This is a genomic window from Synechocystis sp. PCC 6803 substr. PCC-P, assembly GCF_000284455.1.
Classification (GTDB): domain Bacteria; phylum Cyanobacteriota; class Cyanobacteriia; order Cyanobacteriales; family Microcystaceae; genus Synechocystis.
This window is the reverse complement of sequence record NC_017039.1, coordinates 2207770-2228175: the sequence shown is the minus strand read 5'-3', so window position 1 is coordinate 2228175 and position 20406 is coordinate 2207770. Positions and strand designations below refer to the sequence as shown.

The window sequence follows — 20406 nt, the reverse complement described above, 5'->3', positions numbered from 1 at the left end:
CATTGGTAATCGGTAGCCCCCATGTCTAGTTCCCGTGGCCCCTATAAGAGTCGTCTTTTTACCAATCTCAATCGCCAATCCCAACGGTTACGCGATCGCCTGGGGGAAACAGTACGTCATCTGCGGGTGGCTGCGGAATGGGGCGTACAGGCTTTAATTTATCCCTTTTACTGGTTACTCCATCCAGAAAAGTGGTTAGGGCCAGTGTTGGGGAGCGGGGGCAATCAGCATCAACGGGTTTTACCTGCCGGAAAAGATGGAGACAAGGTAAATTCTGGGGATAGGGGAGATTTGGCGATCGCCGTTGACCAGCCCATTGAAACGGTACTTACCTCCCTCCAAGCTTGGTTTGACCATGCTGAAGTGGAGCAAACTGGTCAGGGTTTAGTTTTAGTCCAAGATTTCTCCGCTTTAGTCAATCATCAATCCCCTGGGGAAAATATTGTTTCAGTTCATAATCAAGACCTAGCTTTACCCGGACAGCCAGAAAAACCGGCTTTACCCCCCAGTGCCCACCCATCCCTGCTAGCTAAATTGGGGGAACAGGTTAAAAGCATTTTCCAAACTGACAACAATGCCATTGTTATTCAAGGTTTAGCTTCCCGTTGTGGCGATCGCCGGTTAGTGCTGACCACCAAAGACAATTTGACTCTGGATGTGTTTTCCTCGGAGCAACAGCAACAATTGCAACAACAAATCCGGCGGGAGTTGGCCCAATGGCATTATCAACGTCGTCGGCAATGGGCTTTACAGGCCCAAAATTGGCGGGGTATCCCTCTGATTACCGGCAAAAGTGACCAGAGTGGGGATCTGGAACGACAACCCCGAGTGATTGCGCCCCTGGATTGGCTCTGGCAGGGCATTTACCGTTGGCAAACTAGACCGCCCTTAACGACCTTGGGACAATCCACCGGGGCCATTATCCCCACAGCGGTTTCAACCCCCGATCTTAATGGCTTAAAACATTGGCTCACCCAGACTGCCACAACCCTGGGACAACAACCCGTTATTGAAGCCACCGTAGTTAAATCTCAACAACTATCCCAACAAATTGTCGAAGTGCTGCCCCCTACAGTGCAACATCTGGGGCAGGGTTTACAGCATCGGGTACAACAAACCCTCGAGCAATTATTCAATTCCGATCGCCATCCGGTTAATGGCCCTGATCCGTTCGAGTTAAAAGTGATTCTCCAAGCGGCGATCGCCTACTTTTTCGGTCCCCAGAGAAGTGGTTCAGCCCAATCGTTGGCAGGGGAAGGGGGAAATAATCCTGTTTTACCAGGGGAAAATTCCAGTCCGTGGTTGGCTTGGGAAGAATTGTTTGCTGATTTGCCCATGCCCGCCATGGTTACGCCTCTACTGGGCCAAGGCAATGGATCCGCTACCACAGCCCATACCGTTGAACAATGGACAGAGGAAAGCATTGAAAATCCCCACAATTTTGCGTTGGTTCCTGGTAATAATTCCCCGGCGATCGCCCCTAATCGCCGTGGTCGTAAACACCCTGGCCGTAAGCAATCCGCCTTGGTAAATTCCGTTTTCCCCAGTCCCCCTGGGATGGTGGCGCAAGATCCCTGGCTGGAGGAGGATTGGGCTTTAGATGAATTAGAGGAAAAAGTTGTGTCTGCCCAAGGGGAGACTAAACCCCAAGGAAAATCGCTTCACTCCACGGGGCAAATGGCCCATCAAAGGCGATCGCCCCAAGAATTGGAAACCGCTTTTGATTGGATTGAAACCCAGGCCCAGAGTTTGGGCTATGACAAACACGTCTTGGTTTGGTGCTTGGAATGGCTTGATCGTCTGGTGTACGGCTTGGAACAATTACTGGGAAAAATTTGGCAATGGCTCCGGCAAAAATTTGGCCAGACGACGGGAGGAGCGGATGTTTTGCCCCCTTCTTCTTAGGGTTGGAGAAAATGAGTCCTTGATTCTTCTCCAGCAAACTTTTGGGTAATTCAGGAAAGAGGCGAACTTAAAAATCAAACACCTCCGCTTCGGCTAGGGGAAGACCCCGTTGATCCTTGAGAGATAATAGGGGAGTGGTGGTTAACGACCAATCAATGCCAATGGCCGGGTCATTCCACAATAGGGTGCGCTCATAGGACGGTGCATAGTAATCCGTTGCTTTATACAGCACCTCTGCCTCCGGGGAAAGAACGGCGAAACCGTGGGCAAAACCGGCGGGAATCCATAGCTGTCTTTTATTGTGGTCATTGAGCACACAACCCACCCACTGGCCAAAACTAGGGGAATTACGGCGCAGATCCACTGCCACATCAAAAATTTCTCCCCGGGCCACCCGAACTAATTTTCCCTGGGGATGCTGGATTTGATAATGTAACCCCCGCACTACCCCCTGACGAGAAAAGGAATGATTGTCCTGCACAAAATGGGGTTCTATGCCCACTGCCTGCTGGAAAACCTTGTCGTTGTAGCTCTCAAAGAAAAAACCCCGTTCATCGCCAAAGACTTTGGGCTCCAAAATCAACACATCGGCGATAGTTGTGGGAATCACGTTCACAGATTAAATTCCTCTTTAGGGTTACGACACCCGAAAAAATACCATTAATCCGGCAGTGGAGAAAAATCTGGAAAGATTAAACGGCCAAGAATTTTTGGATAACTTCCTGGCTCAAGGTTTGGGTTTCCCCGGACGCCACAATGCCTCCTTTTTGCATGGCATAGTAACGATCAGCGTTGATCAATCCCTTTATGTTGCTGAATCCCAGGGGCTTAATCGCTGTTATTTTGCTCCCTAAATAGGCTGATTATTATTCCAAAGCTAATGAAAAATTATCCCTTGTCTTATGCTTTGTAAGGTTTCACTCGATAATTCCCCCAATTTCCGATCTAGTCTTGTCGTTGGAATAGATCCTAAGAGCGTGTTTGAAAAGTAGGGTGAAGAATGGAAAATGGTGAAAAGAATAAAATTTTCACCATAATTAATGATAATTCGAGAATTTTACAGCACGGACATCACAGATAGCCAGTGGCAATTGGTAGAACCTCATTTACCCAAAGCAAAAACTGGGGGAAGAAAACGGAAAACTAGTCTGCGGGAGATACTCAATGCTATTTTTTACATGCTCAGAACGGGGTGTGCCTGGCGACTTCTGCCCCATGATTTTCCTAAATGGCGAACGGTCTATGGTTATTTCCAGCCATGGCACGAAGATGGTACCTGGAAAAAATTAAACCGTATCTTCCGTGAGAAAGTTCGGCTCAAAGCTGGAAGAAATACTCACCCTAGTGCCGGTTGTTTAGATTCACAGTCACTTAAAAAGGCTGGAACTGGCCAAGAAACTGGCTATGACGGCGGAAAAAAGGTCAATGGTCGTAAACGTACAATCCTCGTGGATACCATGGGATTACTTCTCGATGTTGTCGTCCATGGTGCCCATCGCTCCGACCATCAGGGTCTGATTCTACTTGCTACCTGGTTTGCTCCCCTTTGGCAGTGCCTGCAAGTTATATGGACTGATAGCACCTTTGGCGGAAAGGATTTTATCTATTGGGTGGAGCATACTTTTGGTTGGAATTTGAATGTCGTCAGCAAAAAGCAGGGACAAAAAGGTTTTGAAGTCTTACCCCGCCGTTGGGTAGTCGAGCGCACCTTTGCTTGGTTTGGTCGCTATCGTCGTTTAAGCAAGGATTATGAATATTTACCTACCACCAGTGAGACCATGCTCTATGTTGCCATGGTTCATCTCATGCTTCAAAGGCTTGCTTAAAACTTTTCAAACACTTTCTAAGAGCGTGTTTGAAAAGTAGGGTGAAGAATGGAAAATGGTGAAAAGAATAAAATTTTCACCATAATTAATGATAATCCGAGAACTTTACAGCACGGACATCAGTGATAGTCAGTGGCAATTGGTAGAATCCAATCTCCCCCAAGCAAAAAGTGGGGGAAGAAAACGGAAAACTAATCTGAGGGAAGTGCTTAATGCCATTTTTTACATGCTCAGAGCGGGTTGTGCTTGGCGACTTCTACCCCATGATTTTCCCAAATGGCGAAGAGTCTATGGTTATTTCCGACAGTGGCAGGAAGACGGTACCTGGAAAAAATTGAATCACATCCTCAGAAAGAAGATTCGACTTAAGGCCGGAAGAAATGCCAACCCTAGTGCTGGTTGTTTGGACTCACAGTCAGTGAGAAAGGCTGGCGCTGGACAAGAAAGCGGTTATGACGGTGGAAAAAAGGTCAATGGTCGTAAACGTACAATCCTCGTGGATACCATGGGATTACTTCTCGATGTTGTGGTTCACAGCGGTCATCGCTCAGACCACCAAGGTCTTACTCTACTCGGTACTTGGTTTGCTCCTCTATGGCAGTGCCTGCAATTGATATGGACTGATAGCATTTTTGACAGTAAGAATTTTACTGCCTGGGTTAATGAGACCTTTGGCTGGAATTTGGAAGTCGTCAGCAAAAAGAATGGACAAAAGGATTATGAATATTTACCTACCACCAGTGAGACAATGATTCATGTTGCCATGCTCCATCTCATACTCCGAAGGCTTTGCCTCGAACTTTTCAAACATATTCTTAGGCTATGTAATGACAAAATAGTTATAAAATTATAACGATATATTTAAAGTTAAATTACTTTAAGTTGACAAAAGCACGACAGAGAGTTATAATGGGGTCATTGCAAGGAAATTACTTGCTGTCGTTAGATGGAGGGTTATCAATGGATAACCAGAATGTAGCTTTGGCAAAAGAAACCAATGCTAAAAATAGTCATGGCCAACATTTCAGTGATGGGAGCGACCTAATTCCCTCTGAAGTTGCCGCCAAGGGATTGACAGAGAGGGAGAAGCCTCTGACTCCAGAGTCGGAAATGAAAGAAACAACCGGCAAAGCCAATGCGCCCTCTTCCCCCAACGTTGAGCCTGCCTACCGGATCACCGATTCGGGTTTGATCAATGCTTATCCTGTTTCTCCTCCTGTATCAGAAATCGATCCAAATTCCAAGAAACAGTTTAGACGGAATTTAATTGGTTTCGGGTTGGCTGCCAATTTGGCTTTAGCCCTAATCGTGATAGTCCTATCTATCACTGGCAGATTCTAGACCAAGCAAGTTTGGCCAATCAGTCAAATAAATATTTCCACAAAACAACATTAACTAACCCTACTGGTGTGATGCCGGGAAACGTTTAATTTCTTCTTCCCATCACTGGCTGGGTGCTGCGGTTTATTAAAAAGCCGACGGCAAGCGAAAAGTAAACAAAAACAGATGAGGATAACCTTTATGTCTAACCCCACTACTATGACTGCCCAAGAAAAAGAAGCCTACAAAGAGAAGGTAAGGGCAAAAATTGACAAGCTCAATGCCCAGATTGACCAAATGACTGCCGAAGCGAGAGAAAAAGCGGCAGATGCCAATGTTAACTATCAAAAATCCCTCAAAGACCTTCAGGCTCAACGGGACGCCCTAATGGGTAAATGGCACGATCTGCAACAGTCCGGTGAAGCGGCTTGGGAAGAATTGCAAGCTGGCCTAGAGAAAAGTTGGAATGAATTGTCCAACACGTTTGAGCAGGTTGAAAAACAGTTCTAGTCTTGATACCTCCATCGCCCATTGCTGGGGAAGCGGGAATTACCACCTGTTCCCCCTTTTTTTCTGCTTTTAATATTCGGGTATTAAAGTCTATATCGTCGTCTACCCGGAGGATTTAGCTGTCACCATTGCAGAAAACCCCAACCTTTGATTCCATACTCCCTAGGTTGCGGATGGGCTTAGTCAACATGATGGGCATTGGGGTGGTTTGCACAAAATCTTAATTGCCGAGGAAAAGACGCAACAAAGCAGTGGTTGCTTGGGGTTGTTCAATGGGAGTGCCGTGGGCCGCATCTTCCACGATGGTGAATTGAGCATGGGGAATCGATTGGGCCAGGAATAAATTCTCGTCCAAGTCAAACCAAGGATCATGACGGCCATGGATCACCAGGGTGGGACATTGAATTTTTGGTAATAAGTGACGAACATCGTTGTCTTTGGCCATGGCCTGCCACTGTTGCGTAATTAGGGATGCCGGCAAAGATTCCTGGAGACTCCGCAGAAACTTAACATTATTACTAAAGTTGGCATTATCACCATAAAAAACATTGGGGCAGTGCTGAGCCAAAACTTGTTGGTGTTGTCCTGCCTCCAGAGCCTTGAGTGTGGCTTCCATTTCTTCAGCTTTAGCAGCATTATTTCTAGCCCAACCGTCCATCAGCACTAGTTTAGTAATTCTTTCTGGGTGCAGGGCAGCGGTGGCGGCTCCCACCCAAGACCCCATGGAATGGCCAACCAGGGCAAATTTATCGGGCAGTGTGTTGCTGTTAACAACTAAATCCACCATTGCCTGCAGCGAATCTCCTTCCATTACCAAGCTTTGGGCATCGATAATATCCTCGAGATTAGTTATGGGATAGTCCCACATGGCCGGGGTTCCAGCAAATCCAGGAATGAATAACACGGTCTGTTTCACTATAGTTTTGCTGACAATAATTTAGGAAAGAGATAATTTTAAGCTACCATTTTTGCTTTAAAAGACTGCATTAATTGTACAACCTCCACTGGTATAGCTATTACCTGTTTTTGTCCATGTGCCAGGACTAAAAACCATTGTGCTACTAGATGTTGCCACCACACTCATTCCACTAGAAAAAGGTATAGCAGCTCTCCCATCAACCGCCACTGTAACGCCTGTGCATGTTCCACTTTCATTTAAAGTTGCAATATCAGATGCCGCTCTTGTAAAAGCAGTAGTTACAACTGAGTAGGTAGCTTTACTATCAAATCGGCCTTGACCTCCAGTTGTTGTCATCCCTCGATTAGCAAGTTCGTCAGATGCCGCCGTTAATCGTAGTTGAACTAAATTTTGGTTACTATTGTCCACACAAAGAAAAAAGCCAGCGGTAGGAGTCGTCGGTCTTTTTGTTGTTCCAGACGGGCAGGTTGGTGTTGTTGCGCCGGCCGCAGTGGATATGGAATCAACAAGAATACTTCTGATTCTGCCCGATCCCAACTGCCCACTAGAAGTCAATGAGGGCCCGCAACGATAAATTGAACTGGGCCCTAACCATACACCGCCCGGAGGAGTTTTTGTGTAATAAACTACGTTTACGTCTGAAGAACTAACCGCTAATCCCATCACAAATTGCTCACCAGTCTGCATTGCACAACTTTCTATACCTGTGCCTGTATTTGTCGGTATGTTAGCTGTATTCGTTGACAAAAAGTTGGCCTGTCTTATTTCGTCTGCTATGAAATCTGTTGCCCTATCGGTATTAAATCTCAAATCACTGGACACGTCAGAAGATATATTTTCCCTGGTCATAACTAAAATGGCATAGCCCGTAGCACTGACCACAAAAAAAGTCATGATTGAGGCCAACAGTAACTCGAGTAGTGTAAAGCCTTTAGAGGAATTACGTGTCATTAAGTACCATAGAATTTTCACTGTCTTATCTCCTTAGTTTTGCTAATAACCAGTTCTGCATTGCGTGGGATCAATAGCTGTTTCTGGATCTCCTTCGTAAACCCCTGCTCTCATTACACCAATCATGCCAGACATGGCCAAACAATAACTTACTGTGGGAGAAAAAGATGACTGAATAACCATCGTTCCCATGTTAGTAGAGTTTCCCTTGTAAGAAAAGCGAATTGCTGTACCGGGAAAATTCTCATGGAACTTACTATTGTTCAGAGGAAATTCCTGAAATGTTAAACATCCAGTGTATTTTGCATCGGGATCCAGTTGTAGGCGGTGTGGGGTGTTGGTGGTATCCATAATCAATCTACATTCTCTACCCATTTTGACTGCATTACGTTGAGCCTGTCGGAGAGTCTGTACCACCTCAGAAAATTCACCCCTAGTATCCATTTTAGCCTTTATGCCCATGAGTGAGGGAAATGCCACGCTGGCCAAAATTCCCACAATTGTGGTCACAACGCCAATTTCGATTAATGTCCAACCTGATGTGCTCTTTTGGGTGAATAGGCAAAGTTTTAAGGCTTTTATCAGTTCATTCTTGTAAGCCATAATGCAAAGTCTTGTTCAAGATCATTAGGCTTTAGTATATTTATAGTGATCAAAAAAGCAAGTGGTGAAAGAAACACCCAGACAAATATTCACAAAACTTAATTTTACTTAACAAATCATAATCCAGTTACGCAGTTACCACCTACACGGGAACCAGAACGCACGATTCCCAAGCCGGAAGAAATTACTAAGCATGGCTCATAGGATGTTCTACTGGAACCCAAAACTATCGTCTGTGAGTTTACTGTATTGCCCTTATAAGAAAAAGAAATATCAACCGTACCAGAGGATGGTTCAAGAAAGCTGATTTGTTCAGACGTAGGAATACTTACAGGGTTATTTAAACATCCAGCCATGGGGGTAGGTGGAGAGGTGGGCAACCTAACACTCCTAGCAGCAACATCAATCGTTACAGTGCAAGTCGCACCTCTTTTAATTGCATTTCTTTGGGCTTCCTGTACTGCAGCCCTGACCTCAATCATTCTGCTTCTGACTTGGTTTCTAGCTTGTATTCCTGCCAAACTGGGGAAAGCCATGGCTGCTAAGATACCTACTATAACTGTGACTACACCAATCTCAATTAGTGTCCATCCCTGACTAGACGTAGATGGATGGGGATTGAAAACCAGTTTTAAAAGAAATGTAGGATTAGGAAGTTTCATCACCATTATTCATCTCAATGATCTATTCACAAGCAAGAGCGGCAGCAGGAAGAACCTCGGTGTAAAGTGTTGCAAGGGTAGCCATATCATTGTCGGTGACATTGGTGTTCCTGACACGATAGCTAAGAGTTAAAACGTTATTAGATACCCCTGGTGTTCTAGTAATAGCGGCTGTTACACCGACAATTGATTTGTTGGCAGGAACTGGTAAGCTCGCTAGTCCATCATTGTTAGGATCGGCGTCAGCACTATTGTTTGCATCTCGAAAAGTTTCACCCACACTTGTAGGGCATCCATTACCAGTTGCCGGATTGAAGTTTGCAGCTAATGCCCGAACTTGCTCTAAATCTTCTTTTATCCAATAGCCAGCTTGGGCCTCTCTTTCCGCTTTAACCCGCATTACCGTTGCCATTACCATGGCATTCAGGGTTCCTGTCAGAAATAGAAAGGAAATCATCAAGGCAATCAGCACCTCGAACATGGTGAAACCCTGCTGAGCTGAGTGGCGGACTGACTCTAGCAAACGGCGATCGCCAACGGAATACCTTGGGAAAATAGCCTTAAACATAGCTGAACCTGACGAGAGATAAAAGCCTGGGGGGAGCATATCGTGGCTGATGATATTACTCTAACACCATTCACCATTGAGTGACCCAGGACACATTCAGCATAAACACGTATTGTTTTAATGTCTAACTAACTATCCTTGGGGAAAAATTCGGAGGCCGCTGCAGTTGTTGGGACAAATCTTTACCTACCTCAACCATCAAGCCAGCACAAAGGGCAGAGTGAGGGGAAGCTGATGCCCCCGGTGGAGCAAAATAGAGCCAACGACTGTAACTGGCCAAATCCTGCACACTGTCAGCCCGGCCGGTGATCCACAGCAAAGGAATACGTCGGGGTAGTTCATGCTGGTTAGATTCCTCCATTTGCACCGCTGCTAAAGCTTCCAATACCGATCGCCCACCGGCCACTAAGCCTGCCCCCGCTGTCCATAGCCGCACATTCAACTGGGCCCGCACCGCATAGAAATATAAAGAAGCCGCCGCAATGACTGCCTCTTCAAAAATTTCTGCTGACCAAGAACTAGCACTATCAAGGGCAATGAATAACTCCTGACCCCCTGTCACCACTTCCAATTCCCGCACCATAAATTGGTCAAATCGGGCACTACTGCGCCAGTGGATTAACCTGGTGGGATCACCAAAACGGTAAGCCCGTAAAGTTTTCGTTATGCCCTCCGTCGCCGCCTGATAATGGCGATCGCTCTGGATCTTGTCCTGATCCTCCGTACCAATAGCATCCACCAAAGGACATTGTTGGAGCTTGAGCACCTGGGGATAAACAATGGCTTTCACGGGGAGAGCCTGACTGCGACGACACCAAAACAAACCCAGGGGGGCACCGGAGCGTAATTCCAACTTTTGCCAGTGGTAAACTCCCCTCCGGTGGGTGGGCTGGAAATAACTCCATTGGTAAAAATCCTTGGGGGCAACCAGTTCGACCGCCTCACCTTGGGGCCGTCCCAAACCTGTGGGTAATACATCCCACACCTGGAGTAAATTTTTTGCCTCCTTATGGTTGTTATGGAGTCGGAGGGTAATGGTCAAATCTTCCCCCGCACTCACCGGCTGAATGGGAAAACGTTCTAACTGCAACTGCCGGAGCGATCGCCAAGGCAAAATAGCCGCAATAATCAAGAGGGCAAAGCTGATGCCGCTGATGACGTATAACCAGCCGGCCATGGAGTTAGTGGCAGCTCCAAATAAACAAACGGCCAGCACCAAAAGCAACCAACCAGCATAGGAAGGAGTCACCCAACGCCGCTCTAGCCAATCAGCAAAATTTAAATCCCTAGAATTAATCAAAATAGAAAAGGGTGACCAGTTTTCTTTGCTCCTCTGCTTCCGCACAGGTTTGCAAAAGGGTATGACTTTCGTGGAATGCAAAGCAAATCAACTGTTGACAACGACTGACAATTTCTCGGTTACAAATGGTGCTGGCTTCCCCCAGGGAAAGACTATCATTTTCAGTATTTTCCACCAGATGGACTACCTGTCCCAACTGATTACGGGATTCTCTTGGCTGGCGGTCTAAACTTTGGGGCAAAATTACCGTGAGTAAATTAGGATCGGCCCGCATAGCCCCCTTAATGACGGCCGAATTAGTGCCCGTAGCGCCGGAAGTGACCAGATGGTTACCCCCCAACACCAAGGCGTAGCTCATCATTTCGATCAACTGTTGGTGGGTTATCGGCACATGGCGAGATCCTAGCAGGGCAATACGTTTAGAACCAGTTTGCTGAATAGCGGCCAGTTCCTGCGCTAAGGTATCTAGGGTAGGGATATTAACAACTTGGCTCAAAGACGCTCTCTTCAAAGGCTGTGGTGACCGCTGCCATTGTAACAAACTGATTGCCGGATGGCGACGCAATCCCCAAATTTGCCCTAAACCTGTTTTAGTAATTCTCTTCTCTCCATGGCTTGGTTTCCCTTTTGGCAACGGTGGCAACAATGGTTGCGCTCTCGACACTATGGCCGCACTGCCATCGATAGCCGTTATGCGATCGCCGAAGCCTGTGTGATCGGATTTGTTTCTGCCCTAGCGGCCTTAGTAATTAAAAACGGAGTCAACTGGTTAGGGTCCAGCCGTTTGAGTCTGGCGGATACCTATGGGGCCATTTGGGTGCTGCCCTGTTTTGGCTTGGTGTTTGGGGGTTTGGCGGGGGCATTAATTGAACAATTTTCCCGACCGGCGGGGGGCGGTGGCATTCCCCAGGTGAAAGCGGCCCTGGCTCGGTATCCTATTCCCCTAGATTGGCGGGTGGCGGTGGTCAAGCTGTTGGGAACAGTGCTAGTGCTGGGGGGAGGCATGACCTTGGGACGGCGGGCTCCCACGGTTCATATTGGCGCAGCTCTAGCGGCCCAGTTGAGTCGGTGGTTTCCCACTTCCCCGGAACATCGGCGGCAAATGATTGCGGCCGGGGCGGCGGCGGGATTAGCGGCGGGCTTCACCACCCCCATTGCTGGGGTTTTGTTTGTGGTGGAAGAATTAATGCGGGATGTGTCTAGCTTGACCCTAGAAACGGCGATCGTCGCTTCCTTCGTGGGGGCTGTCACGTCTTTGGTATTCCAATCCAGTGACCTTAACCTGGCCCATAGCTTAAGCAATAGCCCAACGGTGCGTTTTACTACGGGGGAGATTCCTTTCTATCTTTTACTGGGAATTTTGGCTGGCATTTTGGGGGTTTTGCTCAACCGCAGTATTCTCTCCCTGCAAAACTGGCAAAGAAAACAGAACCTTTCCCTGGTTATTCGCATTGGTGTTGTGGGCTTAATTTCCGGCGTGGCGATCGCCCTATTGCCGAGCTTTTTTCGGGACAATGCAGGGCTGAGGGAATTTGTTACTTCCGGAGAACTGAGTTGGCATCAGGTAGTTTTGACCTTAGTGGCCCATTTCATTTTGACTATCCTGGCCTACAGCACCGATGCGCCGGGAGGATTATTTGCGCCGGCTTTAGTGATGGGGTCGGCCCTGGGTTATCTGGTGGGGGAATTTGGCAGTTATTGGCAAGATCAAGTTACCCAAACTACCTTTGCCCTGGCGGGGATGGGCGCTTTTTTCACTAGTGTGGTGCGGGTGCCAGTGACGGCGATCATCATTGTTTTTGAGCTAACGGGCAATTTCAACGTGGTGCTTCCCCTGATGGTGGCCTGTGCCACGTCCTATCTAGTGGCGGAAAGTCTCTTTCCCCGTTCTTTGTACGATCATTTGCTGGAAACCAAGGGCATTTTTTTGGCAGAGGAAAAGCCAGACCATGACTTTCTCGCTGATATCCGAGCTGGCCAGGTAATGAAAACGGAGGTGGAAAGCCTGGAGCAGAGTCTCACCCTAGCCCAGGTGCTACCGATTATGTCCAATTCCCATCACCGGGGCTTTCCCGTGGTGCAGGGGGGCAAACTGGTGGGGGTATTTACCCAAACGGATTTGGCCAATGCGGCCCAGGAGTCGGTGCACATTGCCCTTAAGCAAATTATGACCCCCAATCCCATCACTGTAGATCCGGAAGCGCCCCTCAGTGATGTGCTCTATTTGCTCAACCGTTATCAACTTTCCCGGTTGCCGGTGGTGGAAGGGGACAACAAATTAGTGGGCATTATCACCCGCACAGACATTATTCGGGAGGAAGTGAGTCAGTTAGGGGGGCAAATTATCCATCCTCCCCATCCCGCCTACAGCGTATACCAAACCCGATCGCCGTTGGTGGGAGAAGGGCGCATTTTATTACCCATCCGGGACTCCGATAGTGCTTTAGTTTTGTTTCAAATTGCGGCGGCAATCGCCAAAAAGCAAAACTACGAAATTGACTGTTTGCAGGTGGTCAAGGTATCTAAAGCTCAATCCCCTTCTGTGCAAAGGGTGCAATGGCAGAGGCAACGGCAACTGATGCAAAAACTGGAACGCATTGCCCGCCACCAGAGAGTGTTATTCCATACGGAAATCAAGCTGGCCTACAGCATTACCGACACCATCCTTGATACCATTCAAACCCGCCATAGCGACCTGCTAATCCTTGAATGGCAAGGGGAAATGCCCATTGGCGGCCAAATTTTTGGCCAAATCACGGATCGCCTGATTGACCAAGCCCCCTGCTCTTTATTAATGGTTAAACAGGGCACCAATGACCACGCCTATCCCCGCTATTTATCCCCCATGGCCCACTGGTTAATGCCGGTAGCGGGAGGCCCCAACATTGAAAAAATGTTAAATCTGTTGCCGGCGTTGTTTTCCCTTTACCCGGAGGAAAATAACCCCCAGCTACTGATTTCTAAAGTTTATCTACCCCGTCAATCCCAGCGCTATGACCCTTTTTACGATTTAAAAAACCTGGCAGAACGGTGGTCAGAACAGTTACAAAGACCGATTATTCCCATTCCTGTGTGCTCCACTTCCATTGCCGATGCCCTCAGTGACCTGGCGGAAATGCGTGAATGTGCGGCAATCGTGCTGGGGGCCAGTAGGGAAGGATTGCTCAAAAATGTCATCCACGGCAATTTACCCACCCAAATCGCTAGCCAAACCAACACCACTGTGTTTATTTTCCGCGGTCCAGTGGACTCCCCCAACGAAGAGGCGATCGTCCCTCCCCTGGCCCCAGATTTCGGTCTAGACGAGTAATCTCAACTTCAGCGATCCAGAAAGATTCTAGCTTGGGCAGCATATCAACCCGGATCGCCAACTTCGGTCGCCAAACTGTTTAACAATAAAAATCACTGCGGTCTAAAACAACTTCCCCGTGGTCCGGCACCCAGGCAACCCAGGTGGTGGAAGTATCCTGGCAAAGTAACTTAGCCTCATCGAAGGCATAGCTCCCCGGCTTCTCCAGTAATTTGACCCAAGTATCTCGGTTATACGTAATCTGACAAAAACCGTGCCAACCCCCAGCTATTTCATTGACCGGCGTCGATGCCGTTGCATTAAACAGGTTCATTTGTGGCGACATAAAGTCCTCTCCATTTTACTAACCGGCGAAATTCTTCCCAAAAGCACCCCCGAGCCTGCCCAGTTCTTTAGCACTTATCCGGGGATTCCCTACCCAAGTCCCCACTGAAGTTCCCTAAAGCGGGAGAAAATCCAAGACTCTAGGAACGACAACCAGGGCAATTTGGAAGTCAAAGGAATAATTTCTGTATCCATATTTACAAAATGATAGGGATAATAATTTGACTAGCCAAGCAAAATTAACAAATCTTGACAAACACGATAAGTTTTGTTGATGAATCCCCCTCAGTGCGGGGCTAGCCCAATGGTCATATACTTGGATTGGCGTCAAAGACTGTTTTTGCTCAATGATCACCGAATTAACAGACCTGAAAAGAAACCTAGAACTAATCTCCTCTCGCCTGGGGCAAACCCAGGACTATCTTTGACCTGCCAGGATTAAAAGCCAAAGTTCAAGACTTGGAGCAGTGCGCCGCCCAACCGGATTTTTGGGACGATACGGACCAAGCCCAACAAATTCTCCAGACTTTGAACGAAACAAAATCCCAGTTAGAGCAATGGGGCATTTGGCAACAGCAGTGGCAAGATAGCCAGGCCATTGTGGAGCTTTTGGAGTTAGAGGACGACCAAGCCCTACTGACGGAAGCGGAAACTACCCTGGAACAACTGCAAAAAGAATTAGACCGTTGGGAACTGCAGCAGTTACTGTCTGGCCCCTATGACGCGAAAGGGGCCACTTTAACTATCAATGCGGGGGCTGGAGGGACCGATGCCCAAGACTGGGCGGAAATGCTGCTGCGGATGTACACCCGTTGGAGCGAAAAACAGGGCTACAAAGTCCATTTGGCGGAAATTTCCGAGGGAGACGAAGCGGGCTTAAAATCCGTCACGTTGGAGATTGAAGGGCGTTACGCCTACGGTTACCTCAAATCGGAAAAGGGCACCCATCGTTTGGTGCGTATTTCTCCTTTTAATGCCAACGGTAAACGCCAGACTAGCTTTGCTGGGGTGGAAGTGATGCCTTTGCTGGGGGAAGAAGCAATTAGTTTGGATATTCCGGATAAGGATTTGGACATTTCCACCTCCAGGGCCGGCGGTAAAGGCGGGCAAAACGTGAACAAAGTGGAAACCGCTGTACGGATTGTTCATCTACCCACAGGTTTGGCTGTGCGTTGCACCCAGGAACGTTCCCAGTTACAAAATAAAGAAAAGGCCCTAGCCATTCTCAAAGCTAAGTTATTAATTGTCCTAGAAGAGCAACGGGCCCAGGCGATCGCCGAAATTCGAGGGGACATGGTGGAAGCGGCCTGGGGCACCCAAATTCGCAACTATGTTTTTCATCCTTACCAATTGGTCAAAGATTTGCGGACTAATGTGGAAACCACCGATGTGGGGGGCGTGATGGATGGGGAATTATCAGATTTTATTGAAGCTTATCTCCGACATAGCGCCCGCTTGGATAGCTAATATTACTGTTAAGCCTAATAATAATTGCCAAAGAAAAACCGTGCGGGAATACCATAAACTTTGGGCAATTTTGGCTATGGTTAAAGGCTGAATCCCATCTCCCAATAAAGGTTTGCTTTTCAATACTCCCTGGTAATAGTTATCTCCTCCTAGTTGTATGCCCAAAATAGCGGCATAAATGGCTTCGCTCCAACCGGAATTGGGACTAGGATCCAGGGGCCCATCCCGACGGACAATGGCCCAAGTTTGTTTTGGTTTTCCCGATAAAATTGCCAACATAAACACCGTTAATCGACAGGGTAGCCAGGTTAAATAATCCTCCAGACGGGCACTGAACCAGCCTAAATCAGTATAGGGTTCCCGTTTATAGCCCACCATGGAATCCAGGGTACTGGCCGCTTTATAGGCGATCGCCAGGGGCCAGGGGCCAACAAAAGGAAAAAGAATGCCCAAAAGAGCATAAAAAAGAGGACTAGTAACCCCATCCACTGTGTTTTCCGCCACGCTTTCCACTGTGGCCCGCAGGATTTCCCTCTCCGATAAATTATTCGTATCCCTACCCACGAATAGGGCTAATTTTTGTCGGGCAGTGGGCAAATCTCCCGCTTTTAATGGTTCTATCACTGACTGGGCCGCTTGGGCTAAACTATGGCCAGCAAAACAACTTGCTACCCCAATTATTTGGATAATTACTGCTAAAACAGGGGAGACTTTTTCAGCCAAGTAAACGATTAACCAAGCTAGAAAACCACTGCTGATAATGATTTTTAATCCTAAAAAAATGCCCCATAAACGTCTAGAATTTTTATCATTAACTTTGCGGATGATCAACTGGCTAGCAAAGTTAATGACTGAACCAATAAATTCCACTGGATGTCGCCAAGATTTAGGATCCCCCAACAGAAAATCTAACAGCGCAGATCCTCCTAGAATAATCACAGCAATTAGAGGAAAAAGATTGGGATCTACCGCCATCATTATTTAGTTTTGCAAGCCAAGCTTGGCTGGTCGTCTAAAAGAGCTTCGTAAACACCAACCAGAAGGGGTTTAACATCGTTATTTTGATCATCAACTGCACTATTAAACAAGGCAGAAATAATTACCTCATTACAGGGAAAATAAAGATAAAAAGAGCGATGACCAATGGTCTCCCCCTGGTAAAACCAATACTGTCCCCAATCTTCGTGGTAACCTTGGACAACACCCAAACCAAAACCCCTCTGCTCTTCCGAAGTCGTACCATCAATGAGCTTACCAGTAATGAGGGAAACTAGTCGGGTTAACTGTGTTTTTTGCTCCGTTGACAGTAGTTGATCTTCTACAAACAAAGCCCTAACCCAATTAATAATATCTTCCGTGTTAGCTACCAGTCCTCCAGCCGCTCCAGCCCAGGAAAGATTGCCATTAGCCACCGGTTTTCCTGCTAATTCAGGATTGGTGTACGGGTTAAAACTACTGCCTTCCACCATGCGATCTAAAATGTCCGGGGGATAACTAGGAATGGGATAAAAAGTATTGTTTAGTTCCAACGGTTGCAAAAGTTTTTTATCAATTAATTCGGCATAACTTTGACCATAAACCTTTTCTAACACCAGACCCCCCAATGTGTAAGCAGTGTTAGTGTAGGCATAGCCAGTATTTAGGGGTGGAGCCGGCAAGTTAGGCTGGGGATACACCACATCCACCAATTCCTTATCTTGCCAGATGCGCTCCGGGCTTTGCACAAAGCCATAGTTAAGGGTGGGACTATCACTGTAGTTGGGTAACCCGGAAGTCATATTCAATAGTTGAGTAATGGTTACTCCATTCCAGTGGTCATATTCCGGTAGATAAGTGGTAAAGTCATCCCCCAAATTAACTTTATTTTCCGCCTCTGCTTGGAGCAATAAAACTGAAGTAAAAGATTTGGTTATACTGCCAATTTGAAACAGACTTTTGGCATCTATGGGCGGACTATTAGGGGCATGGCTTTTGGTTCCCACCACGTAGGTTTTAATATCCCCATCCCCCACTTTAGTGGACAACTGAATCGCACTAAAAAACTCAGGCTCTCGACGGTTTTGATAATGTTCGTCCAAAATAGTTTGCACTTTGTTATCGAGGGATTCTCCCCAGGCACCACCAGCGGGCAAACCAGAAAAAAATGCTAGCGTACCGACCATAAATAAGGATTTTTTCATAGCCTTCCTTGAATTTTATTGGGGTTTATTGCTGGGGAAGTTTATACTGCTCAACAATTTTCTTGGCGAAGGGAGGGACGTGGTCAGCCAACTTTTCCGGATGGTTCCGTTTGACATACAAATAGTTACGGGTGAAGTGGGAATCAATGGAAAAGCGAGCATATTCCAGACCCGTGGGGCCAATTTTATCAATTACTAAGCCCATTATTTTTGCCACCCACATGGGTAACGTTACCGCCTTGTCGTAGGCCGTAATCCCCTGTTGCACTGCCTGATGGCGATCGCCACTGGAACTTACTTGCCCAATATGTAGTTGGTCTTGCACTAGGTCTAACATTTCTTGGCCCGTTTGATTGCGTACCACTAACCATTGCCAGCCAAAGGGAGCCCCCATATAACCCACTACCAGATCTGCCAAACCGTTGACGTAATCAAAACAACTCATGCAAGAAGGGGCAAAAACCTCCTTCAATTGATTTGTTTTTAAGCCAAAGAAGGGGACCAATTCCGTCGAGCCGTCTTCATGTTTAAAATGTACCCGGAAATCCTGCATAAATTCGTAATAAACTACCGTTTCTGGCGATCTACTAGTAGTTTCCAAAAACTTCTGTAACCCAGCCCGGGAAACATTATCCACACAGGGCGTTCCCAACACATAAAGTTTTTCCAAACCCAATTGTTTTTCCACCGCCCGCAGAGCTTGGATTTGGCAACCCACCCCAATAACTAATAATCGCTTCAAACCTGACTTCTCCACTTCCTCTAACACGGATAAATTGGGGGAAAGGGTGGGTTTATTAACCTTGGCGGCTAGCACTTCGGCTGGAGTTCTGGCGATTACCACCTGGGGCTGGAAACGATCTTCGGGGGTATTTTGCACACAGACCACCCCTTCTACCAGGCCTTTGTTTAGCATTTCACAACCAATGGTGCTGACAATGCCTGTCCACTGGGCCCCGGGGATAGGTTCTTTTTTCTGGGCGGTGAGCATTTTTTGGTGAACACCAAAATAAACCTCATCTTCTTTACCCAGTTCTCTCGACCGGCCATGGGTCTGCTCCTCCAAATGGTCAAACTGCTGGTTAATGAAAGCACAGGCTTCTTTAACGTAATGGATATAGTAGGTGTCACACAGACCGCAATCACTACAGAGTTCCTTGGCGGGGCGGGGACTACCGGGCTTAAGACCTTTGGCTTTCTGGTGGGGGGCAGGAACGGTCATGGAAAAGTTGGAAATTTGCAAAAAGTGTTGGCATTGTCACTATTGTCCACGGTAGCGTAAAACCTGGGGCCCACCCATTAGCAATGGCAAGGGTTAGCCATAGTTCTCACGGGAGCTTTTTTAAGCCCAAAGGAACTTAAGAATATGTTTGAAAAGTTCGAGGCAAAGCCTTCGGAGCATGAGATGGAGCATGGCAACATAGAGCATTGTCTCACTGGTGGTAGGTAAATATTCATAATCCTTGCTTAAACGACGGTAGCGACCAAACCAAGCAAAGGTACGTTCAACAACCCAACGTCGAGGCAAAACCTCAAAACCCTTTTGTCCATCCTTTTTGCTGACGATTTCCAAATTCTAGCCAAAGGTCTCATTAACCCAGGCAGTAAAATTCTTACTGCCAAAAGTGCTATCAGTCCATATCAATTGCAGGCACTGCCATAGAGGAGCAAACCAAGTACCGAGTAGAGTAAGACCTTGGTGGTCTGAGCGATGAGCGCTGTGAACCACAACATCGAGAAGTAATCCCATGGTATCCACGAGGATTGTACGTTTACGACCATTGACCTTTTTTCCACCGTCATAACCACTTTCTTGTCCAGCGCCAGCCTTTCTCACTGACTGTGAGTGAGTCCAAACAACCAGCACTAGGGTTGGCATTTCTTCCGGCCTTAAGTCGAATCTTCTTTCTGAGGATGTGATTCAATTTTTTCCAGGTACCGTCTTCCTGCCACTGTCGGAAATAACCATAGACTGTTCGCCATTTGGGAAAATCATGGGGTAGAAGTCGCCAAGCACAACCCGCTCTGAGCATGTAAAAAATGGCATTAAGCACTTCCCTCGGATTAGTTTTCCGTTTTCTTCCCCCACTTTTTGCTTGGGGGAGATTGGATTCTACCAATTGCTACTGGCTATCACTGATGTCGCTGCTGTAAAATTCTCTCAGTATCATTACGGTGAAAATTCTATATTCTTCACCATTTTTCCCAATTATGCCGACTTTTCAAACACGCTCTTAGGGCAACTTGACCATGTCAAAAGGGAGAGGCGATCGCCTACTGTGATGCCATGGTAATCCCCTGAAAGTTGCTATGCTGGGGAAAGAGAAGGATCCTGTGAGGGCAATGATTAGAACAAAACCGAAATCCGACAAGGTACTAACAATTCGCTTACCCGAAAAAGATTTGGTTCATTTGGAGCGTTACTGTGCGGCGGAAGGGCGGACTAAAACCGAAGTGTTGCGTCAGCTAATCCGAAATTTACCCACTGTTCCAGACTAGAAGCCCATTTTGCTATAATGATGGGTCGCTCAAGTATAGATAATTCAATAGTTGGCACTAAG

At 47.1% G+C, this 20406-nt stretch carries 20 protein-coding genes and 2 pseudogenes; 8 read left to right on the top strand and 14 right to left on the bottom strand.

Features of this window, described 5'->3' with window-relative positions; translation table 11 throughout:
• Nucleotides 1-21: 21 nt before the first annotated feature.
• Nucleotides 22-1905 (top strand): hypothetical protein, encoded by a 1884-nt coding sequence (locus SYNPCCP_RS10530; RefSeq protein WP_010873215.1) that lies wholly within the window; start codon nucleotides 22-24, stop codon nucleotides 1903-1905.
• A 67-nt stretch (nucleotides 1906-1972) separates the two neighbouring features.
• Here SYNPCCP_RS10530 and rfbC read toward each other — a convergent pair whose 3' ends face one another.
• A complete protein-coding gene (gene rfbC / locus SYNPCCP_RS10525; RefSeq protein ID WP_010873214.1) occupies nucleotides 1973-2521 on the bottom strand; it encodes a dTDP-4-dehydrorhamnose 3,5-epimerase in 549 nt (182 codons plus the stop codon).
• A gap of 76 nt (nucleotides 2522-2597) precedes the next feature.
• A pseudogene (locus SYNPCCP_RS17145) lies at nucleotides 2598-2696 on the bottom strand (ABC transporter ATP-binding protein); the annotation flags it as partial.
• A 249-nt stretch (nucleotides 2697-2945) separates the two neighbouring features.
• Here SYNPCCP_RS17145 and SYNPCCP_RS10515 point away from each other — a divergent pair.
• The 4 genes from SYNPCCP_RS10515 to SYNPCCP_RS10500 all read left to right on the top strand — a co-directional run bounded on the left by SYNPCCP_RS10515 (nucleotide 2946) and on the right by SYNPCCP_RS10500 (nucleotide 5561).
• Nucleotides 2946-3731, top strand: coding sequence for an IS5 family transposase (locus tag SYNPCCP_RS10515; RefSeq protein WP_010873213.1), 786 nt, complete (start codon nucleotides 2946-2948; stop codon nucleotides 3729-3731).
• Nucleotides 3732-3819: 88 nt separating this feature from the next.
• Nucleotides 3820-4584 carry an IS5 family transposase gene (locus SYNPCCP_RS10510; RefSeq protein ID WP_010873212.1) on the top strand — a complete coding sequence of 255 codons (765 nt, stop codon included), beginning with the start codon at nucleotides 3820-3822 and terminating at the stop codon, nucleotides 4582-4584.
• A 56-nt stretch (nucleotides 4585-4640) separates the two neighbouring features.
• Complete coding sequence (locus SYNPCCP_RS10505; RefSeq protein ID WP_010873211.1) at nucleotides 4641-5072, top strand: hypothetical protein; 432 nt, start codon at nucleotides 4641-4643, stop codon at nucleotides 5070-5072.
• A 198-nt stretch (nucleotides 5073-5270) separates the two neighbouring features.
• Complete coding sequence (locus SYNPCCP_RS10500) at nucleotides 5271-5561, top strand: hypothetical protein (RefSeq protein ID WP_223211274.1); 291 nt, start codon at nucleotides 5271-5273, stop codon at nucleotides 5559-5561.
• A gap of 220 nt (nucleotides 5562-5781) precedes the next feature.
• Here the strand turns inward: SYNPCCP_RS10500 and SYNPCCP_RS10495 are convergent, their stop codons facing one another.
• The 7 genes from SYNPCCP_RS10495 to SYNPCCP_RS10465 form a co-directional block, all read right to left on the bottom strand.
• Nucleotides 5782-6477, bottom strand: a complete 696-nt coding sequence (locus SYNPCCP_RS10495; protein ID WP_010873209.1) for an alpha/beta fold hydrolase — start codon at nucleotides 6475-6477, stop codon at nucleotides 5782-5784.
• Between the two features lie 57 nt (nucleotides 6478-6534).
• Complete coding sequence (locus SYNPCCP_RS10490; protein WP_010873208.1) at nucleotides 6535-7452, bottom strand: PilW family protein; 918 nt, start codon at nucleotides 7450-7452, stop codon at nucleotides 6535-6537.
• A gap of 21 nt (nucleotides 7453-7473) precedes the next feature.
• Entirely contained in the window at nucleotides 7474-8034 is a 561-nt protein-coding gene (locus SYNPCCP_RS10485; protein WP_010873207.1) for a Tfp pilus assembly protein FimT/FimU, read from the bottom strand.
• 116 nt (nucleotides 8035-8150) lie between these two features.
• Nucleotides 8151-8702 (bottom strand): Tfp pilus assembly protein FimT/FimU, encoded by a 552-nt coding sequence (locus tag SYNPCCP_RS16930; RefSeq protein WP_010873206.1) that lies wholly within the window; start codon nucleotides 8700-8702, stop codon nucleotides 8151-8153.
• A gap of 16 nt (nucleotides 8703-8718) precedes the next feature.
• Nucleotides 8719-9264, bottom strand: a complete 546-nt coding sequence (locus SYNPCCP_RS10475) for a type II secretion system protein J (RefSeq protein WP_223211273.1) — start codon at nucleotides 9262-9264, stop codon at nucleotides 8719-8721.
• A 124-nt stretch (nucleotides 9265-9388) separates the two neighbouring features.
• Nucleotides 9389-10609: a DUF58 domain-containing protein gene (locus SYNPCCP_RS10470; RefSeq protein ID WP_010873204.1), complete on the bottom strand. Its 1221-nt coding sequence runs from the start codon at nucleotides 10607-10609 to the stop codon at nucleotides 9389-9391.
• The gene (locus tag SYNPCCP_RS10465) at nucleotides 10557-11060 is read right to left on the bottom strand and encodes a hypothetical protein (RefSeq protein ID WP_020862235.1); all 504 of its coding nucleotides are present in this window, start codon (nucleotides 11058-11060) and stop codon (nucleotides 10557-10559) included. Before SYNPCCP_RS10465 ends, SYNPCCP_RS10470 begins: the two co-directional genes overlap by 53 nt.
• A gap of 114 nt (nucleotides 11061-11174) precedes the next feature.
• Between SYNPCCP_RS10465 and SYNPCCP_RS10460 the strand changes: the two genes are divergently transcribed.
• Nucleotides 11175-13874 carry a chloride channel protein gene (locus SYNPCCP_RS10460; protein WP_010873202.1) on the top strand — a complete coding sequence of 900 codons (2700 nt, stop codon included), beginning with the start codon at nucleotides 11175-11177 and terminating at the stop codon, nucleotides 13872-13874.
• Between the two features lie 79 nt (nucleotides 13875-13953).
• Here SYNPCCP_RS10460 and SYNPCCP_RS10455 read toward each other — a convergent pair whose 3' ends face one another.
• Nucleotides 13954-14199: a hypothetical protein gene (locus SYNPCCP_RS10455; RefSeq protein ID WP_020862237.1), complete on the bottom strand. Its 246-nt coding sequence runs from the start codon at nucleotides 14197-14199 to the stop codon at nucleotides 13954-13956.
• Nucleotides 14200-14545: 346 nt separating this feature from the next.
• Here SYNPCCP_RS10455 and prfB point away from each other — a divergent pair.
• A protein-coding gene (prfB, locus tag SYNPCCP_RS10450) for a peptide chain release factor 2 (protein WP_102014011.1) occupies nucleotides 14546-15665 on the top strand; the annotation gives its coding sequence in 2 pieces (ribosomal slippage) (nucleotides 14546-14623 and nucleotides 14625-15665; 1119 coding nt in all).
• Here prfB and cbiB read toward each other — a convergent pair.
• The 4 genes and pseudogenes from cbiB to SYNPCCP_RS16925 all read right to left on the bottom strand — a co-directional run bounded on the left by cbiB (nucleotide 15615) and on the right by SYNPCCP_RS16925 (nucleotide 19965).
• Nucleotides 15615-16643: an adenosylcobinamide-phosphate synthase CbiB gene (cbiB, locus tag SYNPCCP_RS10445; RefSeq protein ID WP_010873200.1), complete on the bottom strand. Its 1029-nt coding sequence runs from the start codon at nucleotides 16641-16643 to the stop codon at nucleotides 15615-15617. The genes prfB and cbiB overlap by 51 nt on opposite strands.
• The gene (locus tag SYNPCCP_RS10440; protein WP_010873199.1) at nucleotides 16643-17845 is read right to left on the bottom strand and encodes a serine hydrolase; all 1203 of its coding nucleotides are present in this window, start codon (nucleotides 17843-17845) and stop codon (nucleotides 16643-16645) included. The genes cbiB and SYNPCCP_RS10440 overlap by 1 nt, the downstream gene beginning before the upstream one ends.
• A 25-nt stretch (nucleotides 17846-17870) precedes the next feature.
• Nucleotides 17871-19067 (bottom strand): Coenzyme F420 hydrogenase/dehydrogenase, beta subunit C-terminal domain, encoded by a 1197-nt coding sequence (locus SYNPCCP_RS10435; protein ID WP_010873198.1) that lies wholly within the window; start codon nucleotides 19065-19067, stop codon nucleotides 17871-17873.
• Nucleotides 19068-19187: 120 nt separating this feature from the next.
• Nucleotides 19188-19965 (bottom strand): annotated as a pseudogene (locus tag SYNPCCP_RS16925) (IS5 family transposase).
• Between the two features lie 223 nt (nucleotides 19966-20188).
• Between SYNPCCP_RS16925 and SYNPCCP_RS10420 the strand changes: the two are divergent.
• Nucleotides 20189-20344 carry a ribbon-helix-helix domain-containing protein gene (locus SYNPCCP_RS10420; protein WP_010873195.1) on the top strand — a complete coding sequence of 52 codons (156 nt, stop codon included), beginning with the start codon at nucleotides 20189-20191 and terminating at the stop codon, nucleotides 20342-20344.
• Nucleotides 20345-20406 lie beyond the last annotated feature (62 nt).